Origin of the sequence: Pseudomonas sp. SK3(2021), from assembly GCF_016772375.1 — a bacterium.
GTDB classification, from domain to species: Bacteria; Pseudomonadota; Gammaproteobacteria; order Pseudomonadales; family Pseudomonadaceae; genus Aquipseudomonas; species Aquipseudomonas chlororaphis_I.
In genome coordinates this window covers 1,159,130-1,173,984 of the sequence record NZ_CP061943.1, presented here as the reverse complement: position 1 = coordinate 1,173,984, position 14,855 = coordinate 1,159,130, and the positions used below count along the sequence as shown (strand labels likewise).

The following is a 14,855-nucleotide window of genomic DNA, read 5'->3' as shown; positions in this document are numbered from 1 at the left end:
GATAATCAATCATCCTTGAAGCCCTACCTGTCGGCTTCACGTTCCGACATTGGTCGCCTGCCTATATCGGTTAGGATTGGCGAAAATGTCGGGGCAAGCTCCAGAAAACAAGGAAAACCCGGGTTGAAACTCAGCGATATCGCCAGACTGGCCGGTGTGTCCGTCACCACCGCCAGCTACGTCATCAACGGCAAGGCCGAACAGCAACGCATCAGCAACGCGACCGTCGAACGGGTCCGGGCGGTGGTCGAGGAACATGGCTTCACGCCCAACCCTCAAGCCGCTGGGCTGCGCAGCCGGCGGACCCGGACCCTGGGCTTCATCCTGCCGGACCTGGAAAACCCCAGTTACGCGCGCATCGCCAAGTTGCTCGAACAAGGCGCCCGCGCCCGTGGTTACCAGCTGCTGATCGCCAGCTCCGACGATGCCCCGGACAGCGAGCGGCAGCTGCTGCAACTGTTCCGCGCGCGCCGCTGCGACGCGCTGTTCGTCGCCAGCTGCCTGCCGCCCGAGGATGACACCTATCGCCTGCTGCAGGCCCAGGGCCTGCCGATCATCGCTATCGACCGGGTGATGGAGCCGGCGTTTTTCTGCTCGGTGATCAGCGACGATCAGCAAGCCAGCCTGCACCTGACCCGCAGCCTGCTGCAACCCCAGCCGCGGCAGATCGCGTTGATCGGCGCCCGCCCGGAGCTGGGCATCAGCCGCGAACGCGCCGCCGGCTTCAAGCAGGCCCTGGAGGGTTTCGACGGCCAGGTGCTGATCGAACAGGGCGAAGCCTTCAGCCGCGACTGCGGTCGCCAGCTGATGGCAGCGTTGCTGGAGCGCCTGGGCCATCTGCCGGATGCCCTGGTGACCACCTCCTATGTGCTGCTGCAAGGGGTGTTCGACGCGCTGCACGACTTCCCGCTCAAGTCGCGGCCGCTGCGCCTGGGCACCTTCGGCGATACCCAACTGCTGGACTTTTTGCCGTTGCCGGTGAACGCCATGGCCCAACAGCACCAGCTGATTGCCGACAAGGCCCTGCAACTGGCCCTGGCCGCCATTGAGGAAGCCCATTACCAACCCGGCGTGAACGCCATCGCCCGGACCTTCAAGCAGCGCATTCACGAGGCTTGAACGTGGAGCTGATCGACAGCCACACCCATCTGGATTTTCCCGATTTCGACGCGGATCGCCAGGCGCTGCTGGCCGCCTGCCGCGCCCTCGGCGTGCGACGGATGGTGGTGTTGGGGGTCTATCAGCACAATTGGCGGCGCCTGTGGGAACTGGTGCAAAGCGATGCCGACCTGCATGCCGCCTTTGGCCTGCACCCCGTCTATCTCGACCAGCACCAACCGGCCGACCTGCGTGAACTGGGCGACTGGCTGACCCGCCTGGCGGGCCATCCACAGTTGTGCGCGGTGGGTGAGATCGGCCTGGATTATTTTCTCGAGCAACTGGATCGCCAGCGCCAGCAGCAGTTGTTCGAAGCGCAACTGCAACTGGCCGCGGACTTCCAGCTACCTGCCTTGCTGCATGTACGGCGCAGCCATGCCGCGGTGATTGCCACCCTCAAGCGCTTCAAGCTCAAGCGCGGCGGCATCATCCACGCCTTCGCCGGCAGCCGCGAGGAAGCCCGCGAGTACATCAAGCTGGGGTTCAAACTGGGCTTGGGTGGCGCCGCGACCTGGCCGCAGGCGCTGCGTCTGCGCAAGGTCATCGCCGACTTGCCGCTGGACACGGTGGTGCTGGAAACCGACTCGCCGGACATGGCGCCCGCCATGTACCCCAACCAGCGCAACAGCCCGCAGCACCTGCCGGAGATCTGCGCGGCCCTGGCCGAGATCATGGCCATCAGCCCCGAACAGCTGGCGGCGGCCAGCACCGCCAACGCCTGCACGCTGTTCGGCTGGCCCCGCAGCGCCTGAATCAGACCCGGAACGCGCCGATCAACTGCTTCAACTGCACCACCTGCGCGGACAGCTGGCGGCTGGCGTTTTCGGTCTGGTACGCGCCTTCGGCGGTGCGCTCGCCGGCGCGGTTGATTTCGACGATGTTCTGATCGATGTCGTGGGCCACCGCGGTCTGCTGCTCCACCGCCGCGGCGATCTGCTGGTTCTGGTCGACGATCATGCCCACCGCGCCAAGGATGTTCTCCAGCGCCTGCTGGACCTTTTCCGATTGCCCGACCGTGCCATTGGCCATCTCATGGCTGATGCCCATGGCCTTGACCGCCGCCCCCACGCCGCCGTGGAGCTTGACGATCATCTGCTCGATTTCCTCGGTCGATTGCTGGGTGCGCTTGGCCAGGGTCCGCACTTCGTCGGCCACCACCGCGAAGCCCCGCCCCTGCTCGCCAGCGCGGGCCGCCTCGATGGCGGCGTTGAGGGCCAGCAGGTTGGTCTGTTCGGCGATGCTCTTGATCACCTCCAACACCCGGCTGATGGCCTGGCTGTCGCTGGCCAGCTGATTGATCACCAGCACCGACTGATCGATCTCGCTGGCCAGCTGGGCAATGCTGCCTTGCTGGGACTCCACCAGCCCGCGCCCGCTGATGGTCTCGTCGTTGACGCTGTGGGCGCTGCTGACCGCCGCCGCGGCACTGCGCGCGACTTCCTGGGACGTAGCGGACATCTGATTCATCGCCGTCGCCACCTGCTCGATCTGGCTGCGCTGCCCGGCCACCGCCTGGTTGCTCCGGGCCGACACGGCTTCCACCTGCCCGGCCTGGCGCTCGACCTCGCCGACGGTCTTGCCCACCCGTTCGATCAGGTCGTGAATCTTCGCCACGGTGCCATTGAACACCGTGCCCAACTCTCCCAGCTCGTCGCGGCTCTGGGCGTTGAAGGTGACGGTCATGTCACCGGCCGCCACCTTGTCCATCATCGCGCCCAGGCGCTTGAGGGTGGTGCGGGTCGAGACGTAGAACGCAGCGTAGAGATAGAAGATCAGCAGGAACACCGCCGCCAGCGCCACCAGCAGCAGCACCATCTGCGTACGGTTCTGCTCCAGCCGCTGCTGCAGCTCCTCGCCGAGGAACTTCAGGGTCGCCTCGTTGAGCAGGTAGGTCTGCGCCATCAACCCGCTGACCTGGTCATAAAAGCCCTGCCACGGCGCGTCCAGGGTATCGGCCATCACCACCTGTTCTTCGAACAGCTCGCTGGCTTGCTTGAGGCTGCCTTTGCTGGTGCTGGCCAGGGCGTCCAGCGCGCCTTGGGCGGCCTTGCTCGAGCCCAGCGCATCCTGCAGTTTCAGGCCGTACTCGGCCTGGAGTTTCTCGATCTGCACCAGCAGTTCGTCAAAGCGGGTGCTGGCGGACGAGTTGAGAAAACCCTGGCCCAGGGAATACGCGCCCATCGCCCGCCCTTCACCCAGAATCTGCGTGACCTGCGGCGTGACGCCGGTCACCAGTTCACTCAACTGCCGCACATCGCTCTGGGTATCGCGGCTCAGGCCGGACTGGCTGGCGATGATCTGGCTGAAAATCTGCGCACTGCCCAAGAGCTTGCCGATCAGCGCGCTTTTGCTTTGCAGCGAGCTTTGCGCCTGCTGCGCCTTGAAGGCGGCGATCATTTCATCGCGCTTGCCGTCGAAAACCCCGATCTGCTCGGGGTCCACGGTGACGGCGACCAGGCCTTGCAAGCGTTCGAGCACGGACTGTTCCAGGGTGCCTATCTTGCTTTCGATATCCCCGGCCTTGCCGGACTGCCCCAGGGTCGCGTTGATCTGCACCATGTTGTTCAGGGTTTCCAGGTCGCGGCGCAGGGTCAGGCTGCTGCCCAGCAGGTCCAGGCTTTGCAGCTCGACCTGGGTGCCCTGGAATTCACGATAGGAATCGCGCACCAGATAAAAGTTGGTGACCAGCATCGGCAGAAAAAACAGCACGCTGATCAGGCTGAACTTCATGCCGAAGCTCAGGCGGTTCATCAGGGCAATGGCGGGATAGAGCAAGCTCTTCACAAGAAGTCTCCCTTTTTGCTTTTATTTTTATTGGCAGGTACGCGAAGACGGCAGATAGCCACTATTTGGCGCTGCTTCTGTATAGCTCAAATCGGCAAAAGGGTTTGTAACTTAAGGTTAACCGCGGGGACGGCGGACGGAAGGACGGCTTTATCTGCGCTGGCAAGACCGGGAGGCTCGCCAGCGCTCACTCGCTGCTCGCCGTCAGAACAGCACGGTCCACAGGGCGAAACCGGCGTACCAGAGCACCGCGGCCCGTAGCAACAGCTCCCAGATCCGGTCCAGGCTGACAATGCCGTCCGGCCCGGTGATTGGAGGGGGGATTTCCGCGGCGACCAGGCCGACCTTTTCCACCAGTTGCGCGGCGCTGATGTTCCAGTTCAGCAGTTCGTGGAGCATCACGCGGCTGACCGCGACGAAGTTGCCCACCAGGGCGAAGCTGGCCGCCAGCAGGCGTACCGGCAACCAGTCGAAGGCATGCCGCAACTGCCCGGCGCGCTCGGCGACCGCCGGGTTCTTGCTGTGCTCGGCGGCCAGCGCCAGCAGGCGATAGCTCAATGCGGCCACCGGCCCCAACAGGAAGTACCAGAAGATCACCGCAAAAAAGCTCTGATAGGCCTGCCACAGCAGATGCCCCTGAACCCGCTCGAGCAACTGCTCGCCACTGTCGGCGCAGATGTCCAGGTCGCGCTTGGCGACATGCGCCGCGGCTTGCAGGTCCTCGCGGCGCCAGGCATCGCGAAACGACCCGAGTTCGCCCAGCAGGTCGCCCCGCCCCAGGCTGTAGATCACCACCAGCAGATGCACCGGCAACGCCAGCAGTCCGTAGGCCAGCGGCTCCAGGACCAGCAACAGCAACCCCAGCACCACTGCCGGCAACAGCACCAGCAGGGCCAGCACCCACCAGGGACGCTTGGCCAGACGCGGGCTGGCCTCCTGCCGGAACAGCTGGTGCAACCACGGCTCGTCATGCTGAACGCGCTGGCGCAAAGCCGAGAATTTCTCGATCCAGACCGCCAGCAACAACACCAGAAAACTCATTGTCCTTCCCCTTCGTTCAGGGCCGCGCGATAGCGTACCCAGTCGAATCCGGGCCCCGGATCGGTCTTGCGCCCCGGAGCGATATCGCTGTGCCCACAAATCCGCTGTGGGGTGATGGCCTTGAAGGCCTGCTGCAACTGCCGGGTCAAGGCAATCAGCGCGTCGTACTGGGCATCGGTGAACGGCAACTCGTCGGTGCCTTCCAGTTCGATGCCCAGGGAAAAATCATTGCAGCTTTCGCGCCCGTCGAACCACGACACACCGGCGTGCCAGGCACGATCCAGACAAGAGACAAACTGAGTGACGGTTCCGTCACGTTCGATCAGGAAATGCGCGGACACGCGCAGGTCGGCGATCCCGGCAAAATAGGGATGCTCAGTGATATCGAGACGGTTCTGGAAGAATTCCTGCACTTTGCCCGTCGCGAACTGGGCCGGCGGCAGGCTGATGTTGTGGATCACCAGCAGGGAAATTTCATCCGCAGGGCGTGCGTTGAAATTGGGTGACGGGCAATGGCGAACGCCGTGACACCAACCGCTTGCGGGGTCCAACTGCATACCGATTCCTTCAACGAAGCCTGTGACGGCTCAGTATGCCGCGTTCCACGCCCAGGTTGCGATCACTTGCCGCGATTGAGTTGTTGCAAATTGCCGATCACCGACTCCAGCGCCCGGTCGAACAGCGAGGTGTCGTCCAGCTGACGCACAGCCCCGCGCTGAAACTCCAGGGCCAGGCCGACCCGGGTGCGCTCCAGCACCTTCATGCCGGTGCGGTTGACGAAGATGTACTTGTCGCCGGGTTGCACGATGGCCGCCAACTTGCAGCGCACGCTGTTGTCCTCGTCCTCGAGGAATTCGACCCAGGCTCCCAGCCGCAGCTGTTCGACCCGCAGCAACCCGGGATCGTTGGCCGCCAGCGCCAGGGGCGCGGCCTCCAGCGGGCCCTCTTCGGCACTGGGCAGGACGATTTCCTGCTCGACCGCGACCATCGCCGGCTGCTGATCCGCCACGTCCGGCCGATGCTGCCCCGCGTTCTCGCCGAAGCGCTCGAATACCTGCAGGTGCAAGGCTTCCAGCTGGCTGAAGAACTCGCCGGTGGCGAACGGATCGAACGCCACGCTGTTCAGGCCATCGCGTAGCGCCTTGAGCAGGTCGGGCACCAGCGCCAGCAACTGCATGGCGGCATCCGGGTCGGTGTGGCGCTGCACGCTCCAGATCAGTTGCTCCATGGTCTGCACCCCCTCGCGCCATTCGCTGGAGTGCTCGCCATGCTTGAGACAGATCAGCAGCAGGACCTTGCTCCAGGCCTGTTGCACGAACTCGACGACGGCCAGGGGCAGGACCTTGCCCAGCAGCCCGTCGTTCAATGCCTGCTCGACGCGACGGCGCGCCAGTTCGGCCTTGGCCCGCCCCTCTTCGGCATCACGGGTGCGCTGCTCCAGCAGTTCGCTGCGGCGCCGCTCGTCGCTGGTGAAAGCGAGAAACTCGGCAAGCAGCTCGGAAAAGATCGCCGGGTCGTCGACGAAGTCGCTCAACAGCCGCTGCACCACCTGTTCAATGCGCAGGTACAGGCTGTCGCGCTGATAATCGTCGCAGCTGCCCCAGCCCATGGCCGCCGCGGCGATTTCATTGAGCAGGCGGCGGGCCGGATGGCTGCCGCGGCTGAAGAAACTCTTGTCCAGCACCGCGACCTTGAGCATGGGGATCTGCAAGCGGCCGATCAGGGTCTTCAACGATTCCGGCAGGTTACGATCGGCCAGGATGAACTCGAAGAGCATGGCCACCAGGTTGATCACATCCTCGTCGGCCACCCCGACCACCCGCGACTTGCCGCTTTTCATGCTGACCCGGGTCAGCAGTTGCTCCAACTGGTAGCGCAGGTCGAAATCGTCCTGGGCGCCGGCCGGCACATAGTGCTGCAGGTGAGACAGCAGGCGCAGCAGGTCACGGGTGGAAATGGGCTGGGTTTCGGCGCTCGCCTCCAGGGTCGGCACCACGCTGCCGCGGACATGCAACAGCAGTTCCTGCAAGGCGGCGAACACTTCCTGAACGCTTTCGTCCATCTGCACCACGCCGGGCTCGGGCGTGGCCTGGATACTCGCGGCCGCCTGGTCGATGGCCCGGCGCACTGGCGCGGGCTTGAGTTCGGGCAACACGCCCGTGGCAGCCAACAGTTGGTTGGCTTCGGCGTACAACTGGTCGGCCTCGCTGAGCACATAACGCTCGAACAGCTTGAGAATGATCAGCTTGACCTTGATCTCCATCCCCAGGCTGCGCCCAGATTCGAAGAAATATTCGCAGAGCATGGCCGGGCCCAAAGGGTTGCTGCGGTCGTCCAGGCACTTGCCCAGCAGCACGTTCAGGCGAGCGGTGAGCTGGCCAAGGGCAAAACCGTTACGGTTGCCCGCCTTGGCGACCATCGCCTCGAGGGCCACGGTACGCTCCAGGTCGTCACGGCAGGTATCAGCGGGTGGCGTGTAGGCAACGGCCTGGGCGATCGCTGGCGCGGGGTCGTACTGGACCAGGCCGACAAAGGCCTCGAAGAGCTTTTCCAGGAAGCCACGCTCGATGCTTTTGCGTTTCAGGCGCAGGTCGCGCATCGCTTCGAAAAAGGTGTTCTGGTCGACATTGTTCCGGGCCCGGTCGGCCATCTCGAACAAGGTGTCGTCGGCGTTATCGAACAGTTCCTGCAGGCCATGGCGCAGTTGCTGGGCGGCCTTGTCACGGACCTGAAGCAGAATCACAGGCAGGCGGGCGAGCGGCGAAGCGTTCGCCTGATCCGTAGCGGCCTTGTGCAAAGCCACTACATTCCCGTCGTTGTGCATCCAAGCCTCCTGAAAGGTGTTTCTCTGCCGCGCAATGAAAGGTCGGTCGACGCTCACAGTCGAGTCCCAGCGGGCATCGATACGCGCCGCCGCATTTCATCGTGGGGGAGCCAAAAAAACGTCAAAGCCATGGCGTCAATTAGAAGTCGGATTATCTGGCAAAAGCCCCTTCCTGTGCCAGCAGACTCTGCGCGGGCTTTGAAATAGCGCTCATATAGCGACCGCCCTTTCTGGCAAACGGCTCATGCCAGGCGACCAAATGCAGCCACGGGAAGGCGCTCGCCTTGGGTTCGCCTGCGCCATGGCCCTATAATCGGGCCACTTTGTTTGTGGAGCCCGTTATGCCGAATCTACGCCTCGCCGACCTGACTGCCGAAATCGAAGCCAACGTGCGCCGTGCGTTGCTGGAAGACATCGGCAGCGGCGATATCACCGCGCAATTGATCCCGGCCGAACGCCTGGCCAAAGCCACCATCATCACCCGCGAAGCCGCGACCATCAGTGGCACGGCCTGGGTCGATGCGGTGTTCCGCCAGCTCGACCCGCGGGTCGCCGTGCATTGGCAAGTGCATGACGGCGAGCGCGTCAGCCCCAACCAGGTCCTGTTCCACCTCGAAGGTCCGGCCCGTTCGCTGCTCAGCGGCGAACGCTGCGCCCTGAACTTCCTGCAGTTGCTGTCCGGCGTGGCCACCCGCGCGCAGTATTACGCCGACTTCGTCGCCGATACCCAGGTCAAGTTGCTGGATACCCGCAAGACTCTGCCGGGGCTGCGCCTGGCGCAGAAATACGCGGTGACCTGCGGTGGCTGCCACAACCACCGCATCGGCCTGTACGACGCCTTCCTGATCAAGGAAAACCATATTGCCGCGTGCGGCGGCATCGCCCAGGCGATCAGCGCCGCCCACAAGATCGCCCCGGGCAAACCGGTGGAAGTCGAAGTGGAAAGCCTGGAAGAGCTCAAGGAAGCCCTGGCAGCGGGCGCGGACATCATCATGCTCGACGAGCTGAGCCTGGACGACATGCGCGAAGCGGTTCGCCTGAATGCCGGCAAGGCCAAGCTGGAAGCCAGCGGCGGGATCAATGAAAGCACCTTGCGCCCGATCGCCGAGACCGGCGTCGATTACATTTCGATCGGGGCGATGACCAAGGATGTGAAGGCGGTCGATTTGTCGATGCGCTTGAGCCTCTGACTCTTTGCGCGATACCCCAAAGAAAAACGCCAGCCCCTGAAAGGCTGGCGTTTTTGCATCAGTCGTCGATTTCGTTGAGTTCCAGGTAATCCCGAAGGTCCATGCCCAGGGCCTCGGCCACCTCCTGATGGACCTCCAGGCGCATGGCCTTGAGTTCCTCGGGCGACTCGGCCACCAACTCCAGCACAAGTTCCCACGGCTCGATGCCGCGCGACTCCGCTTCGTCCTCGAACGCCCACTGGGCCTGCTGCTTCTGCTCCTGCGGGCTCAGGCCGCTGATTTCTTCCTGCAAGGAAGGCGTGGCAGCCAGGTACTTTTCAAGGGCTGCGTCAATTCTGGCTTCTTTAGGAATCATCTCGTTCTCGCTGATCATGGGAATGGAAGATGGATCTGGATCGTTGGGATCTCTTTGCCGCAAAAAAGCGCTGTGAAAGCCGATTTATCTGGCCGTGAACCATTCGGGATCATCTGAAAACCATTCAGACAGGCTGCGAATATAGGGCCTTTGTCTGCGGATGCCTACGAATCCTTACAGTGCACCGACAAAAAACCTGTCCGTTCGCTCAAGGCACTTTCATGAAAAATACATTGTTACATTCCTCTCCCCGACCCGCCTTCTTGCCCCCTGGAACAAGAAGGCAAGAACGCAGTCATAGCGATGTGCCATATCGGCACTTCACAAGGAAATCCAGTGATGTTCAGCCGTACTCAGCGTTCGTCCGCCTTCCTCGCCAGCAGTCTCTCCACCCTGATCCTCAGCAGCCTGTCACTCCCCGCCCAGGCCGTCGAGTTCAACTCCAGCACCGCCTCGTACTCTGACAAGATCTCGGCCCTGCACCAGGAAGTGGACCTCAAGTACACGGTCCGCCCCAGCAACTTCACCGTGGACGACCTGCAAAAGCTGCAGGACGGCCTCAAGAGCAGCACTGCCGAGTTGGAAAAGCTCAAGGACCTCGTCAACAGCCAGGCGCGCCTGATCGAAGAACTCAAACGCAACACCGGCAGCAGCTCCAGCTCCAATGCCAGTGAGATGAGCAACCTCAAGAAAACCACCGGAGAGCAAGCCAACCAGCTGAAAAAGCTGGAAACCCAGCTTGAAGAGTTCAAGCGTAACAACGGCTCCAGCTCCAGTTCGAACGCCAGTGAAGTGAACAACCTCAAGCGCGTTACCAGCGACCAGGCCAGTGAACTGGACAAGCTCGGCAAACAGATCGAGGAACTCAAGCGGGGCAACAACTCTAGTTCCAGTTCAAGCTCCAGCGAACTGTCCAGCCTCAAGAGCGAGGTCAGCAATCAGGGCCAGAACCTGGACCAGCTCAAACGCAGCCTCGAGGACCTGAGAAGCAAGGTGAAGTGATTCAAGGCCGGTAAGAACGACAAAACCCGCTCGATGCGGGCTTTGTTGTGTATGAAGGATCGTGCTAGATCCGCTCCCCAGGTCTTACACAACCAAAAGCCACCTCACACCCGTGGCAAATGCTTGCTCACGCAGTGAATGCCGCCGCCACCCGCGGCGATCGGGTCGATATTGACCTGCTCCACCACTCGCCCCGGATAAAGCCTGGCCAGCAAGTCTTTGCAGTATTTGTCCGCCACCGCGTCACCAAACTGTGGGGCAATCACCGCGCCGTTGATCGGCAGGAAGTTGATATAGCCCGGCGCGAAATCCGGGTTGTCCCGAGTGTACTGGTTGCTGCGTATCTTGGTCGGCGGCGGCAGAGTGTGGACCACCAGCTTGCGGCCATCGGCGTCGGTGGCGGCGTTGAGGATTTCCAGGTGCCTGCGCGTCACGGCGTAATCGTAGGACTCGGGGTCGTTGTCCAGGTTGGCGATCACCACGCCGGGCTTGACGAAGCGCGCATAAAAATCGACGTGGGCATCGGTGATGTCCTTGTCCTTGATACCCGGCAACCAGATGATCTTGCGCAGGCCGAGGTTGGTCTTCAGCTCGGCTTCGATCTGTGCCTTGCCCAGCCCCGGGTTGCGGTTGTCGTTGATCCAGCAGCTCTGGGTGATGATCGCGGTGCCATGCCCGTCCACCTCGATGCCGCCGCCCTCGCCCACCAGCGCGCTACGGACGTAGTCGACCTCCATCTCCTCGCTCAGGACACCGGCCACGCGGGTGTCGTTGGCCGAGGTCTGCTTGGCGCCCCAACCGTTGAAGTTGAAGTCCACCAGGCCCAGGCCGCCCGCGCCGTCGACCACGAAGCAGCCGCCGTAGTCGCGCACCCAGACGTCGTCCAGCGACAGGGTCAGGAAGTCGATATTGCTGGTGCCACACTTGCTCTTGGCCAATGACAGCTGGTTGGCGCGGCACAGCACGGTCACCGGCTGATACTTGGCGATGGTCCTGGCCAGCAGGGCGATGGTGTCGTTCACCGCGCCCGCCCAGTCCTCCCAGACCCGGGACGACGCGCCGAAGGCCAGGATCACCCGCTCCTGCGGGCCGTGCTCGTCGGGCATGTACCAGTTGCCGGCCGGTGCGGCCAAAATGCGCGGGGCACCAAAGCCGAGACCAAGGGAAGCGGCGGCACCGACTCCGCTGGCCGCCATCAGCTGCTTGATGAAGTCGCGACGTGTAGACATGTGATGTTCTCTGTTGAGTGAATCTCGAAAGGCGTGGCCACCCGGTTGCCGGCTGCCCGCCCAGCTTCGGTGGTTGACGGCTTCAGTCGTGAAGGCTGGTCTTGAAGGTGCTCCAGGCGCGCATTCGCGCCCGCATGTCGCGCTGCGCAATGTCCTTGCCGGGGATCAGCCGTTCGTAGGTGGCTTCGTCCACATAGATATCCGGGTTATTGCGCATGTCGGCCGCCACCATCGGCCTGGCCTTGGCGCTGGAGGTGGGATAGCCGGTGGCGTTGCTGATCGCCGCCATGTTCTGCGGGCGCATGATGAAATTGATCAGCGCATAGGCGTATTCCGGGTGGCGGGCATCGGCCGGGATGGCCATGGTGTCCATCCATACCGTGGTGCCCTCCCGCGGAATACGGTACTCAAAGCGCGTCCCCTTGCCGGCCTCGTCAGCGGTACGCTGGGCCTGGGTCATGTCGCCGCTGTAGCCAAGGGACAGGCAGATATCGCCGTTGACCAATTGGGTCACCGGCTGCGACTGGAACTTGCGGATATACGGCTTGATGCCCTTGAGCAGTGCCAACGCCTCGGCCAGTTCGTCCGGCTTGCTGCTGCGCGGGTCGTGGCCCAGATAGTTGAGCACCACGGCCAGCACTTCGTCGGGCGAGTCGATCATGGAAATGCCGCAGTCGGCGAACTTCGCCGCGATCTCGGGCTTGAAGATCATATCCAGGCTGTTCACAGGCGCGTCATTCAGGCGCTTGTCGACCATCTCCTGGTTCCAGGTCAGGCCGATGGTGCCCCAGGTGTATGGCACGGTGGCATACCGCGAGTACGGATAACGGGCCTGCAAGGTGCGCAGGCCGGGCTCGATGTCATTCAGGTGCTCGAGCTTGCCTTGGTCGAGCTTCTGCAGGGCACCGGCACGCATCAAACGTTCGGCCACGGTGTCGCCGGGGAAGATCAGGTCATAGCCGCTATGGCCGGACATCATCTTGGCTTCCAGCGTCTCGCTGCTGTCCATCACGTCGTAGATGACCTGGATACCGGTCTCGCGGGTAAAGGCAGCGAGGGTCTGCGGGGCAAAGTAGTCCGCCCAGTTGTACAGGCGCAGGACCTTGTCCTCAGCCTGAGCGGCGAACTGCGAACAGCCCAGGCCAAGGCCCAACGCAAGCACCGACAGCGTCTTGATAAGATTCATCTTCAGGCTCCCTGGCGCGACCTGTGTTCGTGGGTTCGGCAACCGTCCAGGCCCAGCAGCGGGCCGTACATTTCCGGGCGCCGATCCCGGTAGATGCCCCAGCTCAGGCGCTCGTCGGCCATGGCGCCGAGGTCCAGCCTCTGCACCAGCACGCCCCTGGTGTCACGGTCGGCCTCGGCCAGCAGCTTGCCCTTGTGATCGGTGATAAAGGACGAGCCGTAGAAACCCATCCGCAGCTGCGGATCGGTGGTCGCCACCTCTTGTCCGATACGGTTGGCCGCTATCACCGGCAGGATGTTGGCGGCCGCGTGGCCACGCTGGGTCAGTTGCCAGTGGTCGCGCGAGTCCAGCCCGGCGGCGCCCGGTTCGGAGCCGATGGCGGTGGGATAGAGCAGCACCTCGGCGCCCATCAAGGCCAGGCAGCGGGCGGTCTCGGGGAACCACTGGTCCCAGCATATGCCCACGCCTATGCGGCCGAAAGCGGTGTCCCAGACACGAAAGCCGGTATCGCCAGGGCTGAAGTATTCCTTCTCCTGGTAGCCGATGGCGTTGGGGATGTGGGTCTTGCGGTAGACGCCAAGCAGGCGGCCGTCGGCATCGGCCACCGCCAGCGAGTTGAAGAAGGCGTTGCCGGCGCGCTCGAACCAACTCAACGGCAGCACCACGCCCAGCTCCCGGGCAAGATCGGCGAAGCGCTTGAGCACGGTGCTTTTGCCATACTCCTGGGCCAGGGCCAGGTGTTTATGGTCCTGCTCGATGCAGAAGTACGGGGTGGCGAACAGCTCCTGCAGGAGGATCAATTGCGCGCCCTTGGCGGCGGCTTCCCGCACCAGTTGTTCAGCTTGGTCGAGGTTGTCCTCCAGGTTCCAGCTGCAGGCGAACTGGGTGGTGGCGACGGTCAGATGAGTCATGGCATTACCCCTTCAGCGGCCAGGCCGGTTGTTGCTGGGTGATGCAGTGCACGCCACCGCCGCCATGGGCCAGTTGGTTGATTCGCACCGGCACCACCTCACGCCCGGGGAAAGCCAGGCGCAGGGTCGCCGCCGCCTCGTCATCGGCGGCGATACCATAGGCCGGCATGATGATCGCGCCATTGGCGATGTAAAAGTTGGTGTAGGACGCGCAGAACACCTCGGCCTCCTGGTCCACGGCGTCGCTGGCTTCGAAAAGCTCGAGCATTTCGAAGCGAAGCCCCTGGGCATCGGTGGCCAGTTCCAGGGCGCGGCGGTTCTCGCGCACGACTTCGGCGTACGCCGAAGATGAATCCCGGGTCGCGTCCACCAGCAGCACACCGGGCCGGGCGAAGGCGCAGACGCCGTCAACGTGGCCATCGGTCATGTCGCCGGTCACGTAGTCGGGGTCGCCGGGCAGCCAGATGGTTTTCTTCACGCCCAGCAGGCGAGAGAAGATTTCCTCCATTTCGGCCTTGCTCATGCCGGGGTTGCGGTTGCCGTTGAGCAGTACCGATTCGGTGGTGATCAGAGTGCCCTGCCCGTCCACATGAACCGCGCCGCCTTCGTTGGTCAGCGATGTGTCAAAACATTGCAGACCGAGGTTGTCGAGGATGCGCTGCGCCAGGCTTTGGTCCAGATCGAAGGCCGACTTGCCGCCCCAGGCATTGAAGCGCCAGTTGACCCCGGCCGTACCCAGGCGCGGATGGCAGACGAAACTCGGACCGGAGTCGCGGCACCAGCTGTCATTGATCGCCAGCTCGACCAGTTCGATATTCGCTGCACACAACTCACGGGCCCGCGCCACCGCACAGGGGTCAACCACCATCTTCACCGGTTCGAAACGGGCGATGGCGTTGGCCACGCGGGCGAAGTCAGCCTGCACATCGGCCAGGGCCACGCCCCAGCTGTTTTCCCACAGAACCTGGTTATGGGGAAACGCCATCCAGGTGGCGGCGTGCTGTACCCATTCGGCGGGCATGAGCCAGCCGTTCTGCGCATCGTTGAGTTGCATACAAGTGCCTTTAGTTAAGGTTTTGTTATCACTGAAAACCGCGAGCGCGGTCATGACTTGTATGCTAGGCCTGTAAAAACAACCGAACAAACGATAGATTTTGTCTAATTCTGATTAGCTA

The 14,855-nt window shown here is 63.0% G+C and carries 12 protein-coding genes and 1 pseudogene; 4 read left to right on the top strand and 9 right to left on the bottom strand.

Annotation, left to right across the window (positions count from 1 at the left end; translation table 11 throughout):
* Positions 1–123 precede the first annotated feature (123 nt).
* A complete protein-coding gene (cra, locus tag IF690_RS05195; protein ID WP_202699103.1) occupies positions 124–1,119 on the top strand; it encodes a catabolite repressor/activator in 996 nt (331 codons plus the stop codon).
* A gap of 2 nt (positions 1,120–1,121) precedes the next feature.
* Positions 1,122–1,910, top strand: coding sequence for a TatD family hydrolase (locus IF690_RS05190; RefSeq protein ID WP_202699102.1), 789 nt, complete (start codon positions 1,122–1,124; stop codon positions 1,908–1,910).
* Between the two features lies 1 nt (position 1,911).
* Here the strand turns inward: IF690_RS05190 and IF690_RS29255 are convergent.
* The 4 genes and pseudogenes from IF690_RS29255 to IF690_RS05170 all read right to left on the bottom strand — a co-directional run.
* Positions 1,912–2,433: pseudogene (locus tag IF690_RS29255) on the bottom strand (methyl-accepting chemotaxis protein); the annotation flags it as partial.
* Between the two features lie 1,713 nt (positions 2,434–4,146).
* Positions 4,147–4,983, bottom strand: coding sequence for a regulatory signaling modulator protein AmpE (gene ampE / locus IF690_RS05180; RefSeq protein WP_202699100.1), 837 nt, complete (start codon positions 4,981–4,983; stop codon positions 4,147–4,149).
* The gene (ampD, locus tag IF690_RS05175) at positions 4,980–5,540 is read right to left on the bottom strand and encodes a 1,6-anhydro-N-acetylmuramyl-L-alanine amidase AmpD (protein WP_202699099.1); all 561 of its coding nucleotides are present in this window, start codon (positions 5,538–5,540) and stop codon (positions 4,980–4,982) included. The genes ampE and ampD overlap by 4 nt, the downstream gene beginning before the upstream one ends.
* Positions 5,541–5,602: 62 nt before the next feature.
* The gene (locus IF690_RS05170; protein WP_202699098.1) at positions 5,603–7,807 is read right to left on the bottom strand and encodes a DUF1631 domain-containing protein; all 2,205 of its coding nucleotides are present in this window, start codon (positions 7,805–7,807) and stop codon (positions 5,603–5,605) included.
* Between the two features lie 341 nt (positions 7,808–8,148).
* Here IF690_RS05170 and nadC point away from each other — a divergent pair, with 341 nt between their 5' ends.
* Positions 8,149–8,997 (top strand): carboxylating nicotinate-nucleotide diphosphorylase, encoded by an 849-nt coding sequence (gene nadC, locus IF690_RS05165; protein ID WP_202699097.1) that lies wholly within the window; start codon positions 8,149–8,151, stop codon positions 8,995–8,997.
* 58 nt (positions 8,998–9,055) lie between these two features.
* Here nadC and IF690_RS05160 read toward each other — a convergent pair whose 3' ends face one another.
* On the bottom strand, positions 9,056–9,352 hold the full coding sequence (locus IF690_RS05160) for a DUF6388 family protein (protein WP_202699096.1): 297 nt from the start codon (positions 9,350–9,352) through the stop codon (positions 9,056–9,058).
* A 339-nt stretch (positions 9,353–9,691) separates the two neighbouring features.
* Here IF690_RS05160 and IF690_RS05155 point away from each other — a divergent pair, with 339 nt between their 5' ends.
* On the top strand, positions 9,692–10,354 hold the full coding sequence (locus IF690_RS05155; protein WP_202699095.1) for a hypothetical protein: 663 nt from the start codon (positions 9,692–9,694) through the stop codon (positions 10,352–10,354).
* 104 nt (positions 10,355–10,458) lie between these two features.
* Here IF690_RS05155 and IF690_RS05150 read toward each other — a convergent pair whose 3' ends face one another.
* The 4 genes from IF690_RS05150 to IF690_RS05135 form a co-directional block, all read right to left on the bottom strand.
* Positions 10,459–11,583 (bottom strand): agmatine deiminase family protein, encoded by a 1,125-nt coding sequence (locus IF690_RS05150; RefSeq protein WP_202699094.1) that lies wholly within the window; start codon positions 11,581–11,583, stop codon positions 10,459–10,461.
* A gap of 82 nt (positions 11,584–11,665) precedes the next feature.
* Positions 11,666–12,769, bottom strand: coding sequence for an extracellular solute-binding protein (locus IF690_RS05145; protein WP_202699093.1), 1,104 nt, complete (start codon positions 12,767–12,769; stop codon positions 11,666–11,668).
* A 2-nt stretch (positions 12,770–12,771) separates the two neighbouring features.
* The gene (gene aguB / locus IF690_RS05140; protein WP_202699092.1) at positions 12,772–13,680 is read right to left on the bottom strand and encodes an N-carbamoylputrescine amidase; all 909 of its coding nucleotides are present in this window, start codon (positions 13,678–13,680) and stop codon (positions 12,772–12,774) included.
* A 4-nt stretch (positions 13,681–13,684) separates the two neighbouring features.
* Complete coding sequence (locus IF690_RS05135; RefSeq protein WP_202699091.1) at positions 13,685–14,734, bottom strand: agmatine deiminase family protein; 1,050 nt, start codon at positions 14,732–14,734, stop codon at positions 13,685–13,687.
* Positions 14,735–14,855: the final 121 nt, after the last annotated feature.